The sequence below is a fragment of the Agromyces sp. 3263 genome (genome assembly GCF_031456545.1).
GTDB lineage: Bacteria > Actinomycetota > Actinomycetes > Actinomycetales > Microbacteriaceae > Agromyces.
In genome coordinates this window covers 1,647,870-1,670,695 of record NZ_JAVDUV010000001.1, presented here as the reverse complement: position 1 = coordinate 1,670,695, position 22,826 = coordinate 1,647,870, and the positions used below count along the sequence as shown (strand labels likewise).

Genomic DNA, 22,826 nt, shown 5'->3' with positions numbered 1-22,826 from the left:
GCCCCGGGGCGACCCCGCCTCACCGTCGGTGGCGCGGGGTAGCGTTGGTTCGTTCGGATTCGAAGGGAGCCCCGCGTGCATGTCGCCCGCCTCTCCCTCACCGACTACCGCAACTACGAGCGCGCCGAGCTCGAGCTCGGGCCGGGTGCCACGGTGCTCGTGGGCCGGAACGGCCAGGGCAAGACCAACCTGGTCGAGTCGATCGGCTACCTCTCGACGCTCGGCTCGCACCGGGTGTCGAGCGACCAGCCGCTGATCCGGGCCGGGGCGGATGCCGCGATCGTGCGGGCGCTGCTCGCCCACGGCGAGCGGGAGCTGCTCGTCGAATTGCAGCTCAACCGGCAGGGCGCCAATCGCGCGCAGCTCAACCGTTCTCCCGTGAAGACGCGCGAGCTGCCGCGCTACGCGCACAGCGTGCTGTTCGCGCCTGAGGACCTCGCGATCGTCCGAGGTGAGCCCTCGGTTCGCCGCCGCATGCTCGACGAGCTGCTCGTGCAGCGCACACCGCGGCTCTCGGGCGTCATGGCCGATTACGAACGCGTGCTCAAGCAACGCAACTCGCTCCTCAAGAGCGCCCGGGCGCGAGGCCTCTCGGCCGAACGGCTGCCCACGCTCGACATCTGGGACGAACGGCTCGTCGACCTCGGCTCGGAGCTGATCGACCAGCGCCTCACGCTCATCGACGAGCTGGCCGGGCCGCTCGCCGCCGCGTACCGCTCGATCGTCGACGCCGACCACGCTCCGTCGTTGCAACCGTCGCTGTCGATCGACGGTGCCGATCCCGACGACGACGCCCCCGCGGCGTCCGGTTCGGCCTCGGCGTCAGCATCGGCACCCGACGACCACAACGCGCCCGCGGCATCCGACACCCGCTCGAGGTTCGCCTCGGCGTTGCAGGTGCTGCGGGCGAAGGAGCTCGAGCGCGGGATCACCCTGGCTGGTCCGCACCGCGACGACGTGCTGCTGCTACTCAACGGGCTGCCGGCCAAGGGATACGCGAGTCACGGTGAATCGTGGTCGTTCGCGCTCGCCCTTCGCCTCGCGTCCGCCGAGCTCCTGCGCCGGGACTCGTCGACCGGTGATCCCGTGCTCGTGCTCGACGACGTCTTCGCCGAGCTAGACCGGTTGCGCCGTCAGCGACTGGCCGAGGCGATCGTCGGCTTCGAGCAGGTGCTGGTCACCGCCGCGGTGCTCGAGGACGTGCCCGAGCCGCTCACGGCGCGCATCGTGCACATCGAGTCCGGCCGCATCGTCGAGTCGGCCGGCGTCGTCGAGTCCGAGGCGACGACCGATGTCTGACGCCTCCCGGTCGGAGGCCGCCCGGGTGTACCAGCACTTCCGCGAGATCTTCGGCGACGCCCGTCCGCGACCCGGCCGGACCAGAGCCCGCACCCGCGAGGTATCCGGCAGCGAGCCGTTCACCCCCGGCCGCGACCCGAAGCCGCTCGCGGCCGCGATCGACGGACTCACGACGCAGCTCGGATGGTCGGCACCGCTCTCCCAGCACGAGGTGCTCGCCTCGTGGGCCGAGGTCGCGGGCGACGAGATCGCGAAGCACTCCGACGCGATCGCCATCGAGGGCGGGGTGCTGCAGGTGCGGTGCGAGTCCACCGCCTGGGCCACGCAGCTGCGGCTGATGCGCACCGACCTGCTCACGCGCATCCTCGACAGGTACCCCGGCGCGGGGGTCGAGATGATCCGCTTCCAAGGGCCGGATGCCCCCACCTGGAAAAGGGGCCCCAGATCGGTTCCAGGGCGTGGTCCACGCGATACCTACGGCTGACACGGCAAATTCGGTCACTTCGCCTGTTCGATCGCCTCAGATCGGCGCTTCCGGGTCGGTGAGCACCCTCCGTTTGATAGGATGAAGGGTCGCCAGAATGACGGTCAGGAGCCCGATTCACACATGACAGCCGAACCCACGAAGGCCCAGCAGTCGCCGGCATACGGTGCTGATGAGATCCAGGTACTCGAGGGCCTCGAAGCGGTTCGCAAGCGGCCGGGTATGTACATCGGCTCGACGGGTCCCCGAGGCCTGCACCATCTCGTCTCCGAGATCGTCGACAACTCGGTCGACGAAGCGCTTGCGGGCCATGCCACGACCATCGACGTCACGATCCTGGCCGACGGCGGCGTTCGCGTCATCGACGACGGCCGCGGCATCCCGGTCGACGTCCACAAGACCGAGGGTCGTTCCACGGTCGAGGTCGTGCACACCGTGCTGCACGCCGGCGGCAAGTTCGGCGGTGGCGGATACGCGGTCTCCGGCGGCCTTCACGGCGTCGGGGCATCCGTCGTCAACGCGCTCTCGACCAAGTTCGACGTGGCCGTCCGCCGTCAGGGCCACGTCTGGCGCCAGTCCTTCACCGTCGGCGTGCCAGACGCCCCGCTCTCGAAGGACGAGCCGAGCGACGAGACCGGCACCATGACGACGTTCTGGCCGAGCCCCGACATCTTCGAGACCGTCGAGTTCGACTACGAGACGCTGCGAGCACGGTTCCAGCAGATGGCGTTCCTCAACAAGGGCCTGCGCATCACCCTGACGGACGAGCGCGTCGGCCACGTCGACATCGACCCCGACGACACGGCAGAGACCGAGGGGGAGGCCGCTGCCCCGCGCACCGACACCTTCCTCTACGAGCGCGGCCTGGTCGACTACGTCGAGTACCTGAACCGCTCGAAGAAGTCCGACCTCGTGAACGAGGAGATCATCTCCTTCGAGACCGAGGACACGGAGCGCAAGATCGCCCTCGAGGTCGCGATGCAGTGGACGACGGCCTACACCGAGTCGGTCCACACCTATGCGAACACCATCAACACGCACGAGGGCGGCACGCACGAAGAGGGGTTCCGGGCGGCGCTCACCACGCTCATCAACCGCTACGCGCGTGAGAAGGGCATCCTCAAGGAGAAGGACGACAACCTCTCCGGCGACGACGTGCGCGAAGGCCTCACCGCGGTCATCTCGGTGAAGCTCTCCGAGCCGCAGTTCGAGGGCCAGACCAAGACGAAGCTCGGCAACACCGAGGCGAAGTCGTTCGTGCAGAAGGTCACGGGCGACCAGCTCACCGACTGGTTCGAGCGCAACCCCGGCCCGGCGCGCGACATCATCCGCAAGGCGATCCAGGCGGCGACCGCGCGCCTCGCGGCGCGCAAGGCCCGCGAGGCCACGCGGCGCAAGGGCCTGCTCGAGTCGGGCGGCATGCCCGGCAAGCTGAAGGACTGCTCGTCGAAGGACCCCTCGGTCTCCGAGATCTTCATCGTCGAGGGCGACTCGGCCGGCGGCTCGGCCGTGCAGGGGCGCAACCCCGAGACGCAGGCGATCCTGCCGCTGCGCGGCAAGATCCTCAACGTCGAGAAGGCGCGCCTCGACCGTGCCCTCGCGAACAACGAGGTGCAGGCGATGATCACGGCGTTCGGCGCCGGCATCGGCGAGGACTTCAACACCGAGAAGGCCAGGTACCACAAGATCGTGCTCATGGCCGACGCCGACGTCGACGGCCAGCACATCACGACACTGCTGCTGACGCTGGTGTTCCGCTACATGCGACCGCTCATCGAGCTCGGGTACGTCTACCTCGCGCAGCCGCCGCTGTACCGCCTCAAGTGGACGAACGCCGAGCACCAGTTCGTGTACTCCGACAAGGAGCGCGACGCCCTGCTCGCCGACGGCACGGCGAAGGGCTGGCGCATCCCCAAGGACAACGGCATCCAGCGCTACAAGGGTCTCGGCGAGATGAACCACCAGGAGCTCTGGGAGACCACGATGAATCCCGAGACCCGCACCCTGCTCCAGGTGACCATGGACGACGCGGCCGCTGCCGACGAGATCTTCTCGACCCTGATGGGCGAGGACGTCGAGAGCCGCCGCAACTTCATCCAGAAGAACGCGAAGGACGTGCGCTTCCTTGACATCTGACACCGTGAACCCCGGCACCGACGCGAACGACGAGGGCCCCGGCATCCACGGCCGGATCGACCAGGTCGACCTGCAGCTCGAGATGCAGCGGTCGTACCTCGACTACGCGATGAGCGTGATCGTCGGGCGCGCGCTGCCCGACGTGCGCGACGGCCTGAAGCCCGTGCACCGCCGCGTGATCTACGCGATGTACGACGGCGGATACCGCCCCGACAAGTCGTTCTCGAAGTGCGCCCGCGTGGTCGGCGACGTCATGGGGCAGTTCCACCCGCACGGCGACACCGCGATCTACGACGCGCTCGTGCGCCTCGTGCAGCCGTGGAGCCTGCGGTACCCGCTCGCGCTCGGGCAGGGCAACTTCGGCTCGCCGGGCAACGACGGCGCGGCCGCCCCCCGGTACACCGAGACGAAGATGGCTCCGCTCGCGCTCGAGATGGTGCGCGACATCGAGAAGGACACCGTCGACTTCCAGGACAACTACGACGGCCACACGCAGGAGCCGTCGATCCTGCCCTCGCGGTTCCCGAACCTCCTCGTCAACGGCTCCGTCGGCATCGCCGTCGGCATGGCGACGAACATCCCGCCGCACAACCTGCGCGAAGTGGCATCCGGCGCCCAGTGGTACCTCGAGCACCCCGAGGCCTCGCGCGAGGAGCTGCAGGAAGCGCTCATGCAGCGCATCAAGGGGCCTGACTTCCCGACCGGCGCCCAGATCCTCGGCGTCAAGGGCATCACCGACGCGTACCGCACCGGCCGCGGTTCGATCACGATGCGCGCCGTCGTCTCGGTCGAGGAGCTGCAGGGTCGCACCTGCCTCGTCGTCACCGAACTGCCGTACCAGGTGAACCCCGACAACCTCGCCATCAAGATCGCCGACCTCGTGAAGGACGGCAAGATCGGCGGCATCGCCGACATCCGGGACGAGACCTCGGGCCGCACCGGTCAGCGCCTCGTCATCGTGCTGAAGCGCGACGCGGTGGCGAAGGTCGTGCTGAACAACCTGTACAAGCACACCCAGCTGCAGGACAACTTCGGCGCGAACATGCTGGCGATCGTCGACGGCGTGCCCCGCACGCTCTCGATCGACGGCTTCATCGCGCACTGGGTCGACCACCAGATCGATGTCATCGTGCGGCGCACCCAGTTCCTCCTCCGCGAGGCCGAGGCGCGCATGCACATCCTGCGCGGCTACCTCAAGGCCCTCGACGCGCTCGACGAGGTCATCGCGCTCATCCGTCGCTCGCCCACCGTCGAGGAGGCCCGCGACGGCCTGATCGACCTGCTCGACATCGACGAACTCCAGGCCCGCGCCATCCTCGAGCTGCAGCTCCGCCGCCTCGCCGCGCTCGAGCGCCAGAAGATCATCGAGGAGGCCGAGAAGCTCGAGGCCGAGATCGCGGACTACCGCGAGATCATCGCCTCGCCGGCCCGCCAGCGCACGATCGTCTCCGACGAGCTCGCCGAGATCGTCGCGAAGTTCGGCGATGAGCGACGCACGCACATCCTGCCGGGCTACGACGGCGACATGTCGGTCGAGGATCTCATCCCCGAAGAGGAGATGGTCGTCACCGTCACGCGCGGCGGCTACGTCAAGCGCACCCGCAGCGACAACTACCGCTCGCAGCACCGCGGCGGCAAGGGCGTGAAGGGCGCGCAGCTTCGCGCCGACGACGTGGTCGAGCACTTCTTCGTGACCACCACGCACCACTGGCTCCTCTTCTTCACGAACATGGGCCGCGTCTACCGCGCGAAGGCGTACGAGATCGCCGAGGGCGGCCGCGACGCGAAGGGCCAGCACGTCGCCAACCTGCTCGAGATGCAGCCCGACGAGCAGATCGCCGAGATCCTCGACATCCGCGACTACGAGGTGGCGAAGTACCTGGTGCTCGCCACGCACGACGGCCTCGTGAAGAAGACCGAGCTCACCGCCTACGACACGAACCGCTCGCGGGGGGTCATCGCGATCAACCTGCGCGAGGGCGACGAGCTCGTCTCGGCGATGCTCGCCGACGAGGACGACGAGATCCTGCTCGTGTCGAAGAAGGGCATGTCGCTCCGCTTCGAGGCGACCGACGAGGCGCTGCGGCCCATGGGCCGTTCGACGTCGGGCGTGAAGGGCATGAGCTTCCGCGACGGTGACAGCCTGCTGGAGGCATCCGTCGTCGCCCATTCGAACGGTGACACCGAGGTCGAGACTCCGGAATCCGGCCCCGACGACGCCGGCCAGAAGCTCAGCCCATCCGACACCTACGTGTTCGTCGTCACCGAGGGCGGCTTCGCGAAGCGCACGCGCGTCGAGGACTACCGCAAGCAGCAGCGCGGCGGACTCGGCATCAAGGTGGCCAAGCTGAGCGACGATCGCGGCGATCTCGCTGGCGCGCTCATCGCCTCCCGGGCCGACGAGGTGCTGGTGGTTCTTGCCAGCGGCAAGGTGGTACGCTCTGACGTCGCCGAGGTTCCCGCCAAGGGCAGGGACACGATGGGCGTCGTCTTCGCGAAGTTCGCGGAAGACGACCGGATCATCGCCATCGCGAAGAATTCCGAACGGAATCTCGTGGAGGAGGCCGCAGAGTCCGAAGCGGCCGAGCCCGCGGGAGAGGAGTAACCGTCTATGAGTAGCGTCGCCGAGAAGCTGGCCCGCAAGTCCAACCGCCGGCCCCCGGCAAAGCAGGTGCGCCTGCGCCTGGTCTACATCGACTTCTGGTCGGCGGTGAAGCTCTCGTTCCTCGTGGCCGTCTGCTTCGCGGTGATCAGCATCGTCGTGACGTTCCTCATCCATACGGTGCTGAGCTCCACCGGCATCTTCGAGCAGGTCAACTCCCTGGTGCAGGATGTCGCGGGCTCGAGCGGCGACCTCACGTCGGTGCTCTCACTCGGCAACGTCATGGGCTTCGCGGTCGTCGCGGCCCTGCTCAACCTCGTCGTGACCACCGCGCTCGGCGCGATCATCGCCGTGCTCTACAACCTCAGCGTCAAGATCACCGGCGGCCTGCTCGTCGGGTTCACCAACAACTGACGCGAGGCTCGGCTCGATTCGGAGATTCCTGCAGCGTCAGGTAGTCTTTCCTTCGGCCGAAATTCGGGGATATAGCTCAGGCGGTTAGAGCGCTTCGCTGATAACGAAGAGGTCCGAGGTTCAAGTCCTCGTATCCCCACTCCGATAATTCCAAAGCCGCGGATGTCACGGCATCCGCTCCGGGGCCTTAGCTCAGTTGGTAGAGCGCCTGCTTTGCAAGCAGGATGTCAGGAGTTCGAATCTCCTAGGCTCCACAGTATTCACGGCATGCCGGCCGCCTCACGCTCAGCACCCCGTCCGATCGTTCGGTCGTGGTTCACATCTGTTGGTGCTACTGATGAAGAGACTTCATCAGTTGGAGCAGGCGACGATGATCACCGCTGAACCACCGAGACCACCGGGGCGAGCCCGGTTGGCGTGGATCGCCGCGGCCTCGGCGCTCGCGTTGGCAGCAGGTGCGATCGCGATCGTCGCGGGGCAGGCCGGCCCTCCGGCGGATGGGCCCGACGTGCCCGGCGACGGGACATCCGCGGCTCGCACGACCATGGCCACACCCGACGTCGTCGCCGTGCACGACGGGATACCCGCGGCTCCCGTAACCGCGGACACGCCCCAAGTCGTCGCCGTGTGGGCCAGGATCCACGAGGGCTGGATCTTCGTGTACGACGACGGACGGGTGCTCTCCCATCGCGATGTCGGCCCCATCCTCGAACGCCATCTCAGCCTCCACGGCGTGGACCTCATTCGCCGCGGGATCCTCGCGCCGCAGGATCTGGAGCTCTACCTGAGCATGAGCGTGCCTGCCTCGGCGTGGTCCGACCCCATCCCCGATGTCGTCCGGCCCGAGCGGTACGCCGTGTGCAAGATCGACGCGGACGGCACTTCCCGACACGGGGAGGTGCTGGGAGACGTGGGATCGATCTGGCGTCGTCTGCCTCCCGAGCAGCAGGCGCTCTTCCGTGCCGGCCGCGTCCTCAGCTTCGCGGTCGATGCGGTCGACGACATCAGCCCCTACCTCGGGCAGGACGGTCATCACATCGAACGAGGTCCCGGGACGGCCTGCTTCGTGCTGAGTCCAGCCCAGGCGCGCGCGGTCTGGTCGCAGACGCGGGCGCCTGGGGACTCCGCATGGGACGCCGGTGAGCTGCTGCCGAGCGACTCGAGCGTCGCCGAACCGCTCGGGGTCGCCCACGCGGACTTCCGGTTCCTCGCCGTGCCATTGCTGCCGCACGGCGGCGGGATCTTCTGGGGCGGGTGACGCAGACCGGCTGCGAGGGGCCACGGGTACAGTGTCGGGATGGACATCCGCATCGCCGCGTATGGCGTGATCATCCGCGACGGGCAGATCCTGCTGTCGCACTGGAACGAGCACGGACGGTCGGGCTGGACCCTGCCCGGGGGTGGCATCGAGGAGGCGGAGCATCCCGTCGCCGCGGCGAAGCGCGAGATCTTCGAGGAGACCGGCTACGAGGCATCCATCGACCAACTGCTCGGCATCGACACCATGGTCGTGCCCGCGGCCAGACGCCACTCGGGCACCGATCCGCTCTACGCCATGCGCATCGTGTACCGCGCGACGGTGGTCGCCGGCGAACTCCGCAATGAGGTGGGCGGCTCGAGCGATGAGGCGCGTTGGTTCCCGGTCGCCGAGGTGCCCCGGTTGCACCGGGTGAGCCTGCTCGACATCGGGCTTCGCCTCAACGAAGCCGAGCCCGCCGACGGCGTGGCGCCGCCAGCCCCTCCGGCGACTCCGGCCGAGGACTGACGAGCGACGGGTCGCATCACGCGCGCAGGCCGGCGGCGACGACGCAGCGGCGAGGGCCGCTGATGCGCTCTCGACGCCGGCCTGTGCAGCCGAGGCCCCCGCGGATCCTGTCCTCGAGACGAGGTCGCTCCGCGGGGGGCTCGGTGATTCCGCTACCCATGATCAGGCGAGCGGGGTGGCGAGGGTGACCAGACGGTACTGGTCCTGGTGTGCACGCTCGGCTGCCCGAGCGGTGTGACGGCGCAGGTGCACCGCGTCATGCGCACGGCGCTCGTCCTGTCGGCGGGTCCACGCGAGCAGCGCGAGACCCGCACGACGCGCGAGTCGCTCGTGCAGTTGGCGTGCCTGGGCACGCAGTTCGGTGGCTTGGCCCTGGTGAGCCGAACCGGCGGTGAGAGAACTCGTGTTCACGGTGATTCCTTCGTTGGATGGTGGTGCGGGAGATGAAGCCCGTCGACACGGTGCCGAGCGAGCGAGTGGTCCGTCGGTGGTGCGGTGTGCGGTGGTACCGGCGGCTCGCGGACGGACCGGGCGCGAGCAACGCACGTCGAAGACTCCGGGCACGCGAGGCGCGATGGCGGAGTGGGGAGTGGGAATCGGAGGATCCCGATTCGCGGTGGCGACCGTGGGCCCGACGATCGAACAGATCGCGAGGCGACGGATGCCGCGGCACGAATGCCGCGCGGTCACGCCGTGTGGGGCGCGGTGCCGGTCAGGCGCAGGAGCGCGTGACGACGGGGCGAACTAGCAGGCCGGCTGCGTGAGGAGGACTCCCGTGCGCCGCGCCGTGAAGATGGGCTGCTGTGACTGCATCATGGGTATCAACTCCTCTCGGTTCTGCGTGTGTCTGACCGAGAGTTGAGACTAGCGGGGAATTCAGGCCCGACGCAAGGCGATTTCCCAGATTCGTCGGAAATCAGTGCCAGCCCTGAGCGTGGGCGCCGGCACGGCGCTCCCGTGAGAGGCATCCGGGCATGACGAAGGCCCCGCCTGTGTCACAGGCGGGGCCTTCGAAATTCAGCTCAGATCGACGGGGTCGTCGAGCTGCTCGTCGTCGCACTCGTCGACGGCGTCGGCTCATCGTCGGCGACCCACAGCTCGTCGTCGGCGCGGAACGTCTGCCAGACGGCGTACGCGACGCCGGCCGCGGCGATGATGCCCGCGCCGATCGCCAGGTAGGTGCCGACCCCGGTGCCCTTCTTCTCCTTGACGACCGCAGCGGCCCGCGGCGAGATGCGCTCGACGGCACGGCGAACGCGCGCGTCGTTGGCGATGTCGCCGATGGAGAGCACCGAGCCGAGTGCGTTGCCCAGCGTGCGCTCGGCAGAGCTGCCGGCGACGCGTACGTAGCCCTTGGCCTGCTCCACTCCGGGACGCACGTAGCTCTCGTAGCCGGTGCGCACGCGCGGAACGACCTCCTCGCGCGTCAGATGGCCGAGCTGACGCTTGGCCTCCTGTGCGACGTCATTGGCGCGCTCCAGCACATCCTGCTGGACCCCCCAAAGTTCCTCCGCACTGCTGCGCAGCCGCTTGAGTTCCTTCCGGCGCTTGCGTGACAGGCTCATCTCGACCTCCATCGTTGTGCAGCGAACCCCTCCATCTTGCCACCGAAACGGCTGGAAACGGGGTGGGAGTCGGAATCCTTCATGCCGCTTGACGAATCCACGCGTGACAGAATAAGGGCATGCCGATTCCCACCGCAGTCGCGACCCTCAACACCAACCTCGGACCCATCAAGGTCGACCTGTACGGGCACCAGGCCCCGAAGACCGTCAAGAACTTCGTCGGCCTCGCCACCGGTGAGATCGAGTGGACCCACCCCGCCACGGGCGAGAAGTCGAACGACCCGCTGTACGACGGCGTCGTGTTCCACCGCATCATCCCCGGCTTCATGATCCAGGGCGGCGACCCGCTGGGCCAGGGCGTGGGCGGCCCCGGCTACCAGTTCGACGACGAGATCAACTCCGAGCTCGACTTCACCGAGCCCTACGTGCTCGCGATGGCCAACGCCGGCATCCAGGGCGGGCGCGGCACGAACGGCTCGCAGTTCTTCATCACCGTCGGCCCCACCACGTGGCTGCAGGGCAAGCACTCCATCTTCGGCAAGGTGACGGATGCCGCGAGCCAGGCCGTCGTCGACAAGCTGGCCTCGGTGCCCACCGACGGTCGCGACCGCCCGCTCGAGGACGTCGTCATCGAGAGCATCACGATCGAGCAGGCCTGACGCTCCGGTGAGTGACGCGGGCGCCGATCGCACGAACTTCTGCTACCGGCATCCCGACCGGCAGAGCTACATCCTCTGCCAGCGGTGCGGGCGCACCATCTGCCCCGAGTGCCAGACCCAGGCGCCCGTCGGCGTGATCTGCCCCGAGTGCATGCGGGAGCAGCGGGCGACGGCTCCCCGCACCAAGCCTGCGGCATGGACGCGCGTCCGCTCGGCCGCCGGGCGCGGCGCGCCGGTGGTGACGTATTCCCTCATCGGCATCACCGCGCTGGTGTACCTGCTGCAGTGGATCCCCGGGCTCGGCGTGACGAACGCGCTGTTCTTCAGTCCGGTCTTCATGACCGAGGTACTGCCCGAGCCGTGGCGGGCGATCACGTCGGTGTTCCTGCACTCGACGTCGCTGTTCGTGCACATCATCCTGAACATGTACACGCTGTGGATCTTCGGGCGACTGCTCGAACCGATGCTCGGCCGCGTGCGATTCCTGGCGCTCTACCTCATCAGCGGGCTGGCCGGTTCGGTCGGGGTCGTCGTGTTCGCTGCGCCGACGACGCAGGTGCTCGGGGCGTCCGGAGCGATCTTCGGCCTCATGGGCGCGTTCGTCGTCATCCAGCGTCGCCTCGGCGGCAACATGACGCAGCTGTACATCCTGCTGGCCATCAACCTCGCCATCGGGTTCATCCCGGGCGCCAATATCTCGTGGCAGGCACACCTCGGAGGCCTGATCGGTGGCGCGCTCGTGGGGCTGATCCTCCTCGAGACCCGCAGCCGATCGCGGCGCGGCCTGCAGATCGGCCTGCTCATCGGGCTCACCGTCGTGCTCTTCGTCATCGGCACGGTCGTCGCCCGGTGGAAGATCGGCGCCTTCTAGTTATCCACAGCCGCATCCACAGCTGGGGAGAATTACACGGCTGTAGTTGACGCCAATACAGGGGACACGGGCACATTCATGGGTGTGCATAACCTGTGGAGAACACGCACAGAGCGGGCGGATGCCGCAGCATCCGCCCGCTCTCGGTGCTCGTGCGTCAGCGCCAGCGCGTCGTCATGAGGAACCCGACGAACGCGATGCCGAAGCCGATGAGGATGTTCCATGAACCGAGGTCGGCGATCGGCAGCCGGCCCTGGCTCACGTAGAAGACGATGATCCAGGCGAGCCCGAGCAGCATGAAGCCGAACATGACGGGCTTGAACCAGACGGGATTGGGGGCTTCTTCGCCGCTCGCCTGCTCCGCGCGCGCGGGCTTCGATGATTTCGTACGTGCCATGCGGGCGATTCTAGCCGAGCCGGACGGGTACTCCCAGCCGAGGGTCGCCCGCGACGAATAGAATCGTCCTCATGTCCGCCGAACCGCCGCCGCGCCACGCGTCGCGCGCGGCCGCGCGCGCAGAGCGCGCAGCTCGCCCTCGGCGGGTGAGCGTCGTCGGCGTCCTCGGCGAACTGCTGCTCACGGCCGGCGCGCTGATCCTCCTCTTCCTCGGCTGGCAGTTGTGGTGGAACGACGCGATCATGGCGAGCCAGCAGTCGGCCGCGGCATCCGACCTCGGCGCGGAATGGCTCGAGGAGGGCAGGGCGGCACGCGGGGACGCCCCTGCCCCAGACCCCGCGGCGTACGGCGACCCGGTCGTCGGGCCCGCCACCTACGACGACGGCGAGGCGTTCGCGGTGATGTACGTGCCCCGCTTCGGCGAGGACTCGCAGCGACGCGTGGCCGAGGGCACGGGCCTGAACGTGCTGAACAGCACCGAGCTCGGCATCGGACACTACCCCGGCACGCAGATGCCCGGCCAGGTGGGCAACTTCGCGATCGCCTCGCACCGCAGCGCCTACGGCGGCGGCATGCACGAGATCGAACAGCTGCAGCTGGGCGACGCGATCTACATCCAGACCGCCGACGGCTGGTACACCTACCGCTTCCGCGACTTCGAGTACGTGACCCCCTCGACCGTCGACGTGCTCGCGCCGGTGCCGCACCATCCCGACCTGCAGCCGACCGATCGCATCGTGACCCTCACGAGCTGCAACCCGCTCTACTCCACGGCGGAGCGCATCATCGCCTACGGCGTGCTCGAATCGTGGCAGCCGAGCACCGCCGGTCCGCCGGCCGAGATCGCCGACGTCGTCGCCACCTGGGGGTCCTGAGCCATGTACGGTGCACTGTGGCGTGTGCTTCCCGGACCGGTGTGGGTGCGGATCCTCCTCGTGCTCATCCTCCTCGTCGCCGTCGTCTTCGTCCTCTTCACCTGGGTGTTCCCCTGGGTCGACGCCATCATCAACCCGATCGAAGTCACGGTGGATACATGACCCGAGTACTCGTCGTCGACAACTACGACAGCTTCGTCTACACCTTGAACGGCTACCTGCAAGAGCTCGGTGCCGAGACCGAGGTGGTGCGCAACGACGACATCGCCCTGACCGACGTGCCCGAGCGGATCGCGGAGTACGACGCGGTGCTCATCTCGCCCGGGCCCGGCAAGCCGTCGGACGCCGGCGTCTCGATCCCGGTGGTGAACGCGGCGCTCGCCTCGGGGCAGCCGATCCTCGGGGTCTGCCTCGGACACCAGGCGATCGCCGAGGCCTTCGGTGCGACGGTCACCAACGCCGAGGAGCTCATGCACGGCAAGACCTCGCGCATCACGCACGACGACAGCGCCTTCTACGACGGGGTCCCCCAGCCGTTCACGGCGACGCGGTACCACTCGCTCGCCGTCGTCGACGGCACCGTGCCGAACGACCTCGTCATCACCAGCCGCACGCAGGGTGGGGTGATCATGGGCCTGCGCCACGAGAGCGCACCCATCTTCGGGGTGCAGTTCCACCCCGAGTCGGTGCTCACCGAGGGCGGCTATCGGATGCTCGGCAACTGGCTGGCCGTCGCCGGACTGCCCTCGGCGCGAGAGCGCGCAGCGCACCTCAACCCGCTGATGCGGGCGAGCTGACCGATTCCGAGCAGATCAGACCGAGCCGAGCGAGCTCGGTCAGCCCGCGGTGGGTCGGCCCGCGATCGTTCAGCCCGCGCAGTAGGTGAGCTCGACCGACGACTTCTGCGGCACGTCCCCGGGCGCGAGTGACTGCTGTGTCACCGGCGAGCCCGGCTGCGACTTGCACGACGCGTCGGGCTTGGGCACCGGCGTGAGCTGCAGGTTCTCGGCGGACAGGTAGGACGACGCCGCTGACAGGGTCTGGCCCGTCAGGTCGGTGAGTGTCACGAGTCCGCTCGAGATGCGGAAGTCGACCGACGACCCCGACTCGGCGGAGGTGCCCGCCTCGGGCGTCGTGCCGAGCACGGTGTCGGCCGGTACCGTGGGGGAGTTCTCCCGATTCTCGGTGCCCGGAGTCAGCCCCGCCGCCTGCACGTCGGCCTTCGCCTGATCGAGCGGCTTGTTGCGCACATCGGGAACCGTCACGGGCTCCTTGCCGGTGGACACGTAGACCGTGACGGCCGTGCCGGTGTCGACGATCTCGCCGCTCGGTGGATCGGTGCGGATGACCTGATCGGCCGGCACGGTGTCGTTGGACTCGTCGATGCGGGTCGCCGGCAGTCCCAGTTCTTGGAGCTGCTGCACCGCCTGCTCGTAGGTGCTGCCGGTGAGCACCGGGATCTCACGCGCGTTCGACGGCAGATCGTCGGTCGGCTGGAGGTTGAACGCCCAGTACATGACCGCCACGACGATCACGACGACGCCGATGATGCCCGACCAGATCCAGATGGCCGGCGGACGGCGCTGGGTGCGGGTCATCGTCTCGTCCTCGGTGAGCTGGCGCAGTGCCAGTTCCGAGCTGGAGAGGGAGCCGGTGGGTGCGCCGAAGAGCATCGTCGCCTCATCGGGCTGGCGGTGCACAGGAACACGACCGGATGCCGCGGTGTCGACGTCGGCCCGGAACTCGGCCGCGCTCTGATAGCGCTGCTCCCGGTTCTTCGAGAGGGCGTGCAGCACGACGGCGTCGAGTGCCGGCGAGACCTTGGGGTTGATCACGCTCGGCTTGACCGGACGCTCGCTCACGTGCTGGTACGCGACCGCGACCGGGGTGTCGCCCCGGAACGGCGGGCGACCGGTGAGCATCTCGAAGAGCACCACACCCGTCGAGTAGAGGTCGGTGCGGGCGTCGACGGTCTCGCCCTTCGCCTGCTCGGGCGAGAAGTAGGACGCCGTGCCGAGGATCGCCGTGGTCTGCGCGACGGTGGTCGCCGAGTCGGACACCGCTCGCGCGATGCCGAAGTCCATCACCTTCACCTGGCCGGTGGTGGTGATCATGATGTTGCCCGGCTTGATGTCGCGGTGGACGACGCCGGCACGGTGCGAGTACTCGAGCGCGGTCAGGACCCCGTCGATGACGCGAACTGCCGCAACGGGCTCGAGCGGACCGTCGTGGATGATGTCCTTGAGGAGGCGTCCTTCGACGCACTCCATCACGATGAACGGCAGCTGCACCTCGTGCCCGCGGCCGTCGATCACGGTCTCCTCGCCCGCGTCGAACACGCGCACGATGGTCGGGTGCGCCATGCGGGCTGCCGACTGCGCCTCCTGACGGAAGCGCATGCGGAAGGCCGGATCGGTCGCGAGCTGCGGCTTCAGCAGCTTGATGGCGACCTGGCGGCCCAGCCGGGTGTCGCTTCCGACGTGGACGTCGGACATCCCGCCGCGACCGATGAGCGCGCCCACGCGGTAGCGCCCCGCGAGCACGCGTCCCTCATCGCTCACCGTGCAGCTCCGTCCTTGTCGTCTCGTGGGCCCGTCAGGGTCGAACGCCGATGCTATTCGATCTCGACCGTGAGGGCAGGGGAGAACGGCGAGTCGAGCTGGCCGCAGAAGTAGCGGTAGGTCACGTCGAACGACCCGCCCGGGGTGTTGTTGACGTTGACCTGGGCGCTGGTGGTGCCCGGACCGAAGACCGGATTGTTCGGCACGGTGGCGTCGCCGGTGACCGCGACCTCGTAGCCGCTCAGCGTCTGCCCGGCCGGGCACGACTGGGTCGTCCAGTTGACCGTGATCTGGCCGACGTTGGCCTTGACCGGGTTGGTGGCCGTGGTCGGTGGGGCCGTCGGTGCGCTCGGGGCCTCGGGCTCGGTGAGGTACGTCAGCGTGATGGTCGTGCCGGGCTGCACGGGGCCGCTCGGGTTGACCTCGGAGACGGTGTTCGCGAGTCCGGGCTCGGTCGCAGCACCGCCGGCCTCGCGGACGACGGGCAGGCCGAGCGCCTCGATCTGCGCGGCTGCATCGTCGACGTTCATGCCGATGTAGGAGTTGCGGTCGATCTGGATGGTCTGCGGCGCCTCGGTCGTGGGCGGCGCGCTCGTCGGCGGGGTCGTCGTCGTCGTCGTGCTCGCCGTCGGGCGGCTCGACGTGGATGCGGGGTCCTTGCCGCCGTTGTTGTTCATGGCAAGGGCGATGATGGTGCCGATGAGCACGATCGCGAGGATCGCGATGAGCACGATCAGGGGCCACGTCCACGGGCTGCGCTTCTTCTTCGCGGGCTCGTCCTCGATGACCTCGGCGTCGACCACCCCGCCGGCGGCGGCAGACGGCAACACGGTGGTCGCGGCGGTCGCGCCCGACTGGGGCATGAGCATCGTCGCGGCGGTGAGCCCGGCCGCGCCGAGCACCGCGGGCACCGCGGCCGCAGCGCCCTGCACGTCGCCACGCCGCAGGGCGGTGGCCGCGCGTGCGAGGTGCGCCGCCGACTGCGGACGGTCGGCGGGGTTCTTGGCGATGCAGGCGTAGACGAGGTTGCGCACCGGCTCGGACACGGTGACGGGGAGGTCGGGCGGCGTCTCGTTGATCTGCGCCATCGCGATGGCGACCTGGGACTCGCCCGTGAAGGGGCGACGGCCAGCGAGGGCCTCGTACGCGACGATGCCGAGCGAGTAGATGTCGGTGGTCGGCGAGGCAGGGTGACCCGAGGCCTGCTCGGGCGAGAGGTACTGCACGGTGCCCATGACCTGGCCGGTGGCGGTGAGCGGCACCTGGTCGGCGATGCGGGCGATGCCGAAGTCGGTGATCTTCACCCGCCCGTCGGGCGTGATGAGGAGGTTGCCGGGCTTGATGTCCCGGTGCACGAGGCCGGCTGCGTGCGCGGCCTGAAGCGCCGCCGCCGTCTGCGCGACGATGTCGAGCACCTTGTCGGTGGAGAGCACGTGCTCGCGCTCGAGGATGGTCGAGAGCGCCTCGCCGGGCACGAGTTCCATCACGAGGTAGGCGCTGCCGTCCTCCTCGCCGTAGTCGAAGACGTTCGCGATGCCCTCGTGGTTGACGAGTGCGGCGTGCCGGGCCTCGGCGCGGAAGCGCTCGAGGAATCCGGGGTCGCCGAGGTACTCATCCTTCAGGATCTTGATCGCCACCTGGCGGCCGATCACGAGGTCGGTGGCCTGCCACACTTCGCCCATACCGCCGATGGCGATCCGGGACTGCAGCTCGTAGCGCCCTCCGAAGGTGAGCCCTGCGCTCGGTCTCATTTGTTCAGCACCGCCTCTAGTACCTGCTTTGCGATGGGTGCGGCGATGAGATTGCCGTACCCCTCCTGACCAAGTCCCCCGCCATCCTCCACGAGTACCGTGATCGCATACTGAGGGTCGTCGGCGGGGGCAAAACCCGTGAACCAGAGAGTGTAGGGGTCACTCTCTCCGTTCTCTGCGGTACCGGTCTTACCGGCCACGCTGACGCCGTCTATTCTTGCATTACTCGCAGCCCCGTTTTCGACGCCGTTGGTCATCATCTGCACCATGGTGGCAGCCGTCTCCTGGCTGATCGCACGGCCGTATTCGACCGGCTCGAACTCCTGCAGCGGCGAGAAGTCGGGCGCCGTGATCGCGTCGACCAGATCGGGCTCCATGACGATGCCGCCGTTGGCGATCGCGGCCGACACCATCGCCATCTGCAGGGGAGTCGCACGCACGTCGCCCTGGCCGAACGCGGTGAGTGCCGTCTGCGGCTCGTCGAGCGCGCGCGGGTAGACGCTGGGCTCGGTCGCCGTGGGGATCTCGAACTCGTGGTTGAACCCGAACTTCTCGGCCTGCTCGCGGATCGCGGCGTCGCCGAGCTCCATGCCGAGCTCGGCCATGGGGATGTTGCACGACAGCCGGAGCGCGTCGGCGAGGGTCACCTCGGCGCCGGGACCGCACGTGCCGCCGCCGGAGTTGCGGACGACTGCGTCGGTGCCGGGCAGGGTCAGCGACGCCGGGTTGGGGAACGTCGACTCGGGCGTGTACTTGCCCGACTCCAAGGCGGCCGCCACGACGACGAGCTTGAACGTGGATCCGGGCGGGTTCATGTCGCCGCCCGTCGCGCGGTTGGTCAGCGGGTCGCTCGGGTCGGCGAGGAGCGCGTCGTACGTGGCCTGCACCTGCTCGCTGTCGTGCACGACGAGGGTGTTGGGGTCGTACGTCGGCTTCGTGACCATGGCGAGGATTCGCCCCGTGGACGGTTCGGTGACCACGACCGAGCCGGTGTAGTCGCCCAGGGCGTCCCACGCGGCCTGCTGGGCGACCGGGTCGATGGCCACCTCGACGGATGCCCCCATCGGGTCCTGCCCGGAGATGATGCGGTTCAGCGAGTCGAAGAACTGGCTGGACGACTGGCCGCTCAGGTAGGAGTTGAGCGATCGCTCGAGGCCGGTGGCCTCACCGTTGACCGGGATGTAGCCCGTGACGGCCGCGTAGAGCGCGCCCGGGGTGTAGACGCGCTGGAACTTGTAGTTGTCGTCGGTGGGAGTCGAGTAGGCGATGGGCTCGCCGCCCACGAGGATCGGCCCGCGCTCCACGGAGTAGCTCTCGTACAGCGTGCGCGAGTTGCGAGGGTCGGCCGCGAGGGCGTCGGCCTGCACGTACTGGATGATCGTCGACGAGACGAACAGGGCGAGGAACATGAGGAGCGCGACGATCGTCACGCGCTTGAGCTCACGATTCATCCGTCGATCACCAGCCTCGGATGGTTGCGAACGGTGTCGGACAGCCGCAGCAGCAGCGCCACGATGATCCAGTTGGCGACGAGCGACGAGCCGCCCGCCGCGAGGAAGGGCGTGGTGAGGCCCGTCAGCGGGATCACGCGGGTGACGCCGCCGACCACGATGAACACCTGCAGCGCCAGCACGAAGGCGAGGCCCACGCCGAGGAGCTTGCCGAAGTCGTCCTGCCCGGCGAACCCGATGCGGAAGCCGCGGGCGACGAAGAGCACGTAGAGCGCGAGGATCGCGAACACGCCCGCGAGGCCGAGCTCCTCGCCGAGGCTGGCGATGATGTAGTCGCTCTGCGGCACGGGCGTGATGTCGGGCCGGCCCTCGCCCCATCCGGTGCCGATGAGACCGCCGTTCGCCAGGCCGAACAGGCCCTGCACGAGCTGGTAGCTGCCGCCGAACTCCTGGTCGAAGCGCTCGGGGCTGAACGGATCGAGCCAGTTCGCGAAGCGGTTGCCCACGTAGTCGAGCGTCTGGCTGGCCACGAGGGCGCCGCCGATGAACAGGCTCAGCCCGAGCACGACCCACGAGAGCCGGCTGGTGGCCACGTAGAGCATGACGAGGAACAGCCCGAAGTAGAGGAGCGCCGTTCCGAGGTCGCGTTGGAAGACGATGACCGCCATCGACAGCGCCCACACCACGAGCAGCGGTCCGAGGTCGCGAGCACGCGGGAACCGCATGCCGAGGAACTTCCGCCCGACCATCGAGAGCGAGTCGCGGTTGCGCACGAGGTAGCCCGCGAAGAACACGGCGAGGGCGATCTTCGCGATCTCACCGGGCTGGAAGGTCGCGATGTCGCCGAACCCGATCCAGACCCTCGCCCCGCTCACCTCGCGGCCGATGCCGGGCACGAGGGGGAGCAGCAGCAGCACGATCGCGAGGAGCCCCGAGAGGTAGGTGTAGCGGAACAGCACCCGGTGGTTGCGGATGACGAGGATGGTCACGATGGCGGCGATGATCGCGATCGCGCTCCAGGCGATCTGCCGCACCGAGGCGCTCTCCCACCCGGTCTCGCCGTCGGCGATGTCGATGCGATAGATCATCGCGATGCCGAGCCCGTTGAGCACGGTCGCGATCGGCAGCAGGAAGGGGTCGGCGTCGCGCGCGACGAAGCGCATGGCGATATGCAATCCGAAGACGAGGGCCGACAGCCCCGCGCCGAGCAGCACGAGCTGCGTGTCCACGTGCCCCATCGCACCGAGCTGCACGAGCACGATCGCCGAGGCGTTGATGAAGCAGGCGACGATGAGCAGCCAGAGCTCCATGTTGCGCAGCTTCTGCGGCATGCGGATGCGGCGCACGGGAGTCGTGGGCGGCCCTCCGGCGGGCGACGCCTCGGCGGTGCGGCCGGCACGGTCAGTCAACGGAGTCCTCCAGTCGCTGCACGATGCGGTACGCCTCGGAGAACGAGCCGGCGCTGATGGTCTGCTCCACGCGCTGCTGGTCGTAGGTGCGCAGATCGGCGACGTCGACCGTGGTCTCGGTGTGGAGCTCGTGCAGCGAGATGGGGCCGAGGTCTTGCTGGATGCCCTGGAAGATCGCGACCCGGCCGTTGGACTCGCCCACGTAGTACCGGGTCTGGGTCCACTGGTAGCCGAGCACGAACACCGCCACGATCGCCGCGACGAGCAGCACGATCCAGAAGCTCCAGACCAGGCGGCGTCGGCGGCGGCGGCGGGCGTCCTCTTCGATGAGCTCGTCGAAGTAGTCGGCCGAGTCGGGCTCGAAGTGGGTCTCCTGCACGGGGTGCGGGCGGAACGGCGCGAGACGGATGCCGCGGGCACGCGCCGGCTCGGCGGCCGCACCGAACGCGAGTGGGGCCGCCGCCGAGCCGACCACGAGCGGCGGGGTCGCGGGAGCGGGCGGATCGCCGATGTCCACGACGACGACGGTGACGTTGTCGGGGGCGCCGCCGTCGAGCGATGCCTTCACGAGGCGATCGGCGACCTGCTTGGCACCGGCGTCGGACGCCATGATCTCGAGGATCTCGTCGAACGACACGACACCCGAAAGACCGTCGGAGCAAAGCATCCACCGGTCGCCGGCGCGCGTGTCGAGCACCATCGAGTCGATCTCGGGGGAGGCCTCGACGTCGCCCAGCACGCGCATGAGCACCGACCGGCGGGGGTGGACCATCGCCTCCTCGGCCGTGATGCGGCCGGCGTCGACGAGTCGCTGCACGAAGGTGTGGTCGATCGAGATCTGGCTGAGCTCGCCCGAGCGAAGGAGGTAGATGCGCGAGTCGCCGATGTGGGAGATGACCACGCGGTCGCCGTCGAGCAGCAGGGCGCTGACGGTCGTGCCCATGCCGGTGAGCTCGGAGTGCTCGGCGACGGTCTCGGCGAGCTGGCGGTTCGCCGCGATCAGGGCCCCCTCGAGCGCGGCCGCCGCGACCGGTGCGGACTCGTAGTCGTCGTCGGCCTCCGCGATGCGCCGCGTGGCGATCGCGCTCGCGACGTCGCCGCCGGCGTGCCCGCCCATCCCGTCGGCGACGAGGAACAGCTTGCGCCCGGCGTAGCCGGAGTCCTGGTTGTTCGCGCGGATCCGTCCGACGTGCGAGACCGCAGCGCTCGCCTTGACCGTGGCCATGGGCGCTACCGCCGCAGCTCGAACGTCGTCGCTCCGACCTTGACGGTGGCTCCGAGCGGGATGGGCGTCGGCACGGTCACTCGGGAGCCGTTGAGGAAGGTGCCGTTCGTGGAGTCGAGGTCCTGGATCATCCAGCGGCCGTTCCACAGCATGAGTCGGGCGTGGTGCGTGGAGGTGTAGTCATCGCGGATGATGATCGCCGAGTCGCTGGAGCGGCCGATGGTGATCTCGTCGCGTCCAAGCGGGAACTCGGCGCCGGCCTTCTGCCCGCTCGTGATCACCAGGCGGGTGGCGTTCTCGGTGGAGGCGGTCTCGTTGCCTCCGACGGATGCCGGCGCGGCCGGATGCGACACGGCCGCGGTCGGGGCGGACGGCGATGCGCCTGCGGCGACCGGCGCCGCGGCGGCCACGGGGAACGCCGCAGCGGGCGCAGGTGACGCGGCCGCGGCATCCGGCTGCAGCTTGCGCACGCGCTGGCCGAACAGGTCGCTGCGCAGCGAGTAGACGATCGCGAAGATGAAGACCCAGAGCAGCAGCAGGAATCCGAGCTGGAGGACCAGGAGGGTGAGTTCGCTCATTCGCCGGGCCCCCAGAACCCGCCCATGTCGTGGCGCTGGGTGGCGGGGTCGGCGGCGGGGCGACCCGCGGCGGGACCGGAGGCCTGCGCGAGGACGCGGAAGACGATGCGGGAGCGGCCGATCGTGATCACCGAATCGGGCTCGAGCACCGAGTCCTTCACGGGAGCGCCGTTCAGCTGGGTGCCGTTCGTGGACCCGAGGTCGCGGACGCGCGCCCGGGTGCCGTCCCACTGCACCTCGACGTGCCGCCGCGAGGCGCCCGAGTCGTCGAGCGTGACGTCGGCCTCGCTGCCGCGCCCGATCACCGTGCGGCCCTTCAGGATCGGGTAGCGCTTGCCGGCGACGTCGAGCACGGGCGTCCACGCGACCTGGCCCTTCACGTTGCTCGAGTCGACCTGCACCATGCCCTCGGCGAGGCTCTCGTCGGGCCGGAGGCTGATCGAGATGCCGCCGGCGAACTGGAAGCGCTGGCTGGCAGCGTGCTTCTGCACGAGATCGGTGAGCTCGTCGATGAGGGCGGGGCCGAGGCCGGCCATGCGGTCGTGGTCGGTCGGCGACATCCGCACGGTGAACATGTTCGGCACGAGCACGCGGTCGCGTGACACCACTGCGGCCTTCGTGTCGATCTCGCGCTTCAACGCCGCGGTGATCTCGACGGGTTGCAGCCCCGAGCGGAAGGTCTTCGCGAAGGCGCCGTTGACCGCGCGTTCGAGACCCTTCTCGAAGTTGTCCAGTAGGCCCACAGGTCTCCCGATCCCGTTCCGTGATTGTGTGACATGCTAGC

22 protein-coding genes and 2 tRNA genes are annotated in these 22,826 nt (G+C 68.8%); 14 read left to right on the top strand and 10 right to left on the bottom strand.

Annotated elements, in window-relative coordinates; genetic code table 11:
• Positions 1 to 75 precede the first annotated feature (75 nt).
• From recF to J2X63_RS07570, 9 genes are all read left to right on the top strand, one after another.
• Positions 76 to 1,299 (top strand): DNA replication/repair protein RecF, encoded by a 1,224-nt coding sequence (gene recF / locus J2X63_RS07610; protein ID WP_309975712.1) that lies wholly within the window; start codon positions 76 to 78, stop codon positions 1,297 to 1,299.
• Positions 1,292 to 1,783, top strand: coding sequence for a DciA family protein (locus J2X63_RS07605; RefSeq protein ID WP_309975710.1), 492 nt, complete (start codon positions 1,292 to 1,294; stop codon positions 1,781 to 1,783). The genes recF and J2X63_RS07605 overlap by 8 nt, the downstream gene beginning before the upstream one ends.
• Positions 1,784 to 1,906: 123 nt before the next feature.
• Positions 1,907 to 3,919 (top strand): DNA topoisomerase (ATP-hydrolyzing) subunit B, encoded by a 2,013-nt coding sequence (gene gyrB, locus J2X63_RS07600; protein ID WP_309975708.1) that lies wholly within the window; start codon positions 1,907 to 1,909, stop codon positions 3,917 to 3,919.
• An 82-nt stretch (positions 3,920 to 4,001) separates the two neighbouring features.
• Positions 4,002 to 6,524, top strand: a complete 2,523-nt coding sequence (gyrA, locus tag J2X63_RS07595) for a DNA gyrase subunit A (protein WP_396133147.1) — start codon at positions 4,002 to 4,004, stop codon at positions 6,522 to 6,524.
• 6 nt (positions 6,525 to 6,530) lie between these two features.
• Positions 6,531 to 6,935 (top strand): DUF3566 domain-containing protein, encoded by a 405-nt coding sequence (locus J2X63_RS07590; RefSeq protein WP_159601224.1) that lies wholly within the window; start codon positions 6,531 to 6,533, stop codon positions 6,933 to 6,935.
• 65 nt (positions 6,936 to 7,000) lie between these two features.
• Positions 7,001 to 7,074, top strand: a tRNA-Ile gene (locus J2X63_RS07585).
• Positions 7,075 to 7,116: 42 nt separating this feature from the next.
• Positions 7,117 to 7,189, top strand: a tRNA-Ala gene (locus J2X63_RS07580).
• A gap of 116 nt (positions 7,190 to 7,305) precedes the next feature.
• Positions 7,306 to 8,193: a hypothetical protein gene (locus tag J2X63_RS07575; RefSeq protein WP_309975706.1), complete on the top strand. Its 888-nt coding sequence runs from the start codon at positions 7,306 to 7,308 to the stop codon at positions 8,191 to 8,193.
• Between the two features lie 39 nt (positions 8,194 to 8,232).
• Positions 8,233 to 8,700: an NUDIX hydrolase gene (locus tag J2X63_RS07570; protein ID WP_309975704.1), complete on the top strand. Its 468-nt coding sequence runs from the start codon at positions 8,233 to 8,235 to the stop codon at positions 8,698 to 8,700.
• 162 nt (positions 8,701 to 8,862) lie between these two features.
• On the opposite strand, the gene J2X63_RS07565 is transcribed toward J2X63_RS07570, so the two are convergent.
• Together J2X63_RS07565 and J2X63_RS07560 are read right to left on the bottom strand one after the other, a co-directional pair.
• Positions 8,863 to 9,111 (bottom strand): hypothetical protein, encoded by a 249-nt coding sequence (locus J2X63_RS07565; RefSeq protein WP_309975702.1) that lies wholly within the window; start codon positions 9,109 to 9,111, stop codon positions 8,863 to 8,865.
• Positions 9,112 to 9,722: 611 nt separating this feature from the next.
• The gene (locus J2X63_RS07560) at positions 9,723 to 10,265 is read right to left on the bottom strand and encodes a hypothetical protein (protein ID WP_309975700.1); all 543 of its coding nucleotides are present in this window, start codon (positions 10,263 to 10,265) and stop codon (positions 9,723 to 9,725) included.
• A gap of 119 nt (positions 10,266 to 10,384) precedes the next feature.
• Here J2X63_RS07560 and J2X63_RS07555 point away from each other — a divergent pair, with 119 nt between their 5' ends.
• Positions 10,385 to 10,924, top strand: a complete 540-nt coding sequence (locus tag J2X63_RS07555; RefSeq protein WP_309975698.1) for a peptidylprolyl isomerase — start codon at positions 10,385 to 10,387, stop codon at positions 10,922 to 10,924.
• A gap of 7 nt (positions 10,925 to 10,931) precedes the next feature.
• Positions 10,932 to 11,795, top strand: coding sequence for a rhomboid family intramembrane serine protease (locus J2X63_RS07550; RefSeq protein ID WP_309975696.1), 864 nt, complete (start codon positions 10,932 to 10,934; stop codon positions 11,793 to 11,795).
• Positions 11,796 to 11,952: 157 nt separating this feature from the next.
• On the opposite strand, the gene J2X63_RS07545 is transcribed toward J2X63_RS07550, so the two are convergent.
• Positions 11,953 to 12,192, bottom strand: coding sequence for a cell division protein CrgA (locus J2X63_RS07545; RefSeq protein ID WP_148733012.1), 240 nt, complete (start codon positions 12,190 to 12,192; stop codon positions 11,953 to 11,955).
• 71 nt (positions 12,193 to 12,263) lie between these two features.
• On the opposite strand from J2X63_RS07545, the gene J2X63_RS07540 reads away from it, so the two are divergent.
• From J2X63_RS07540 to J2X63_RS07530, 3 genes are read left to right on the top strand one after another with little or no spacing between them, the layout of a single operon-like run.
• On the top strand, positions 12,264 to 13,067 hold the full coding sequence (locus tag J2X63_RS07540) for a class E sortase (RefSeq protein ID WP_309975692.1): 804 nt from the start codon (positions 12,264 to 12,266) through the stop codon (positions 13,065 to 13,067).
• Between the two features lie 3 nt (positions 13,068 to 13,070).
• A complete protein-coding gene (locus tag J2X63_RS07535) occupies positions 13,071 to 13,229 on the top strand; it encodes a hypothetical protein (protein WP_309975690.1) in 159 nt (52 codons plus the stop codon).
• On the top strand, positions 13,226 to 13,864 hold the full coding sequence (locus tag J2X63_RS07530) for a glutamine amidotransferase-related protein (protein ID WP_309975688.1): 639 nt from the start codon (positions 13,226 to 13,228) through the stop codon (positions 13,862 to 13,864). The genes J2X63_RS07535 and J2X63_RS07530 overlap by 4 nt, the downstream gene beginning before the upstream one ends.
• Before the next feature lie 69 nt (positions 13,865 to 13,933).
• Here the strand turns inward: J2X63_RS07530 and pknB are convergent, their stop codons facing one another.
• The 7 genes from pknB to J2X63_RS07495 all read right to left on the bottom strand — a co-directional run bounded on the left by pknB (position 13,934) and on the right by J2X63_RS07495 (position 22,785).
• Positions 13,934 to 15,628: a Stk1 family PASTA domain-containing Ser/Thr kinase gene (gene pknB, locus J2X63_RS07525; RefSeq protein ID WP_309975686.1), complete on the bottom strand. Its 1,695-nt coding sequence runs from the start codon at positions 15,626 to 15,628 to the stop codon at positions 13,934 to 13,936.
• 53 nt (positions 15,629 to 15,681) lie between these two features.
• Positions 15,682 to 17,379 carry a protein kinase domain-containing protein gene (locus J2X63_RS07520; protein WP_309975684.1) on the bottom strand — a complete coding sequence of 566 codons (1,698 nt, stop codon included), beginning with the start codon at positions 17,377 to 17,379 and terminating at the stop codon, positions 15,682 to 15,684.
• Positions 17,376 to 18,830 (bottom strand): penicillin-binding protein 2, encoded by a 1,455-nt coding sequence (locus J2X63_RS07515; protein ID WP_309975681.1) that lies wholly within the window; start codon positions 18,828 to 18,830, stop codon positions 17,376 to 17,378. The genes J2X63_RS07520 and J2X63_RS07515 overlap by 4 nt, the downstream gene beginning before the upstream one ends.
• Complete coding sequence (locus J2X63_RS07510) at positions 18,827 to 20,161, bottom strand: FtsW/RodA/SpoVE family cell cycle protein (protein ID WP_309977851.1); 1,335 nt, start codon at positions 20,159 to 20,161, stop codon at positions 18,827 to 18,829. The genes J2X63_RS07515 and J2X63_RS07510 overlap by 4 nt, the downstream gene beginning before the upstream one ends.
• Positions 20,162 to 20,231: 70 nt before the next feature.
• Positions 20,232 to 21,464: a protein phosphatase 2C domain-containing protein gene (locus J2X63_RS07505; RefSeq protein WP_309975680.1), complete on the bottom strand. Its 1,233-nt coding sequence runs from the start codon at positions 21,462 to 21,464 to the stop codon at positions 20,232 to 20,234.
• Positions 21,465 to 21,469: 5 nt separating this feature from the next.
• Positions 21,470 to 22,042: an FHA domain-containing protein gene (locus tag J2X63_RS07500; protein ID WP_309975678.1), complete on the bottom strand. Its 573-nt coding sequence runs from the start codon at positions 22,040 to 22,042 to the stop codon at positions 21,470 to 21,472.
• Positions 22,039 to 22,785, bottom strand: coding sequence for a DUF3662 and FHA domain-containing protein (locus J2X63_RS07495; RefSeq protein ID WP_309975676.1), 747 nt, complete (start codon positions 22,783 to 22,785; stop codon positions 22,039 to 22,041). Before J2X63_RS07495 ends, J2X63_RS07500 begins: the two co-directional genes overlap by 4 nt.
• Positions 22,786 to 22,826 lie beyond the last annotated feature (41 nt).

Bases quoted from the DNA above. Each gene is read 5' to 3' on its own strand.
- J2X63_RS07545 (WP_148733012.1), bottom strand. From the start codon at position 12,192: ATGGCACGTACGAAATCATCGAAGCCCGCGCGCGCGGAGCAGGCGAGC.
- gyrB (WP_309975708.1), top strand. From the start codon at position 1,907: ATGACAGCCGAACCCACGAAGGCCCAGCAGTCGCCGGCATACGGTGCT.
- J2X63_RS07505 (WP_309975680.1), bottom strand. From the start codon at position 21,464: ATGGCCACGGTCAAGGCGAGCGCTGCGGTCTCGCACGTCGGACGGATC.
- J2X63_RS07510 (WP_309977851.1), bottom strand. From the start codon at position 20,161: ATGCCGCAGAAGCTGCGCAACATGGAGCTCTGGCTGCTCATCGTCGCC.
- J2X63_RS07555 (WP_309975698.1), top strand. From the start codon at position 10,385: ATGCCGATTCCCACCGCAGTCGCGACCCTCAACACCAACCTCGGACCC.
- J2X63_RS07500 (WP_309975678.1), bottom strand. From the start codon at position 22,042: ATGAGCGAACTCACCCTCCTGGTCCTCCAGCTCGGATTCCTGCTGCTG.
- gyrA (WP_396133147.1), top strand. From the start codon at position 4,002: ATGCAGCGGTCGTACCTCGACTACGCGATGAGCGTGATCGTCGGGCGC.
- J2X63_RS07535 (WP_309975690.1), top strand. From the start codon at position 13,071: ATGTACGGTGCACTGTGGCGTGTGCTTCCCGGACCGGTGTGGGTGCGG.
- J2X63_RS07540 (WP_309975692.1), top strand. From the start codon at position 12,264: ATGTCCGCCGAACCGCCGCCGCGCCACGCGTCGCGCGCGGCCGCGCGC.
- J2X63_RS07570 (WP_309975704.1), top strand. From the start codon at position 8,233: ATGGACATCCGCATCGCCGCGTATGGCGTGATCATCCGCGACGGGCAG.
- J2X63_RS07605 (WP_309975710.1), top strand. From the start codon at position 1,292: ATGTCTGACGCCTCCCGGTCGGAGGCCGCCCGGGTGTACCAGCACTTC.
- J2X63_RS07520 (WP_309975684.1), bottom strand. From the start codon at position 17,379: ATGAGACCGAGCGCAGGGCTCACCTTCGGAGGGCGCTACGAGCTGCAG.
- J2X63_RS07560 (WP_309975700.1), bottom strand. From the start codon at position 10,265: ATGAGCCTGTCACGCAAGCGCCGGAAGGAACTCAAGCGGCTGCGCAGC.
- J2X63_RS07575 (WP_309975706.1), top strand. From the start codon at position 7,306: ATGATCACCGCTGAACCACCGAGACCACCGGGGCGAGCCCGGTTGGCG.
- J2X63_RS07530 (WP_309975688.1), top strand. From the start codon at position 13,226: ATGACCCGAGTACTCGTCGTCGACAACTACGACAGCTTCGTCTACACC.
- J2X63_RS07515 (WP_309975681.1), bottom strand. From the start codon at position 18,830: ATGAATCGTGAGCTCAAGCGCGTGACGATCGTCGCGCTCCTCATGTTC.
- J2X63_RS07590 (WP_159601224.1), top strand. From the start codon at position 6,531: ATGAGTAGCGTCGCCGAGAAGCTGGCCCGCAAGTCCAACCGCCGGCCC.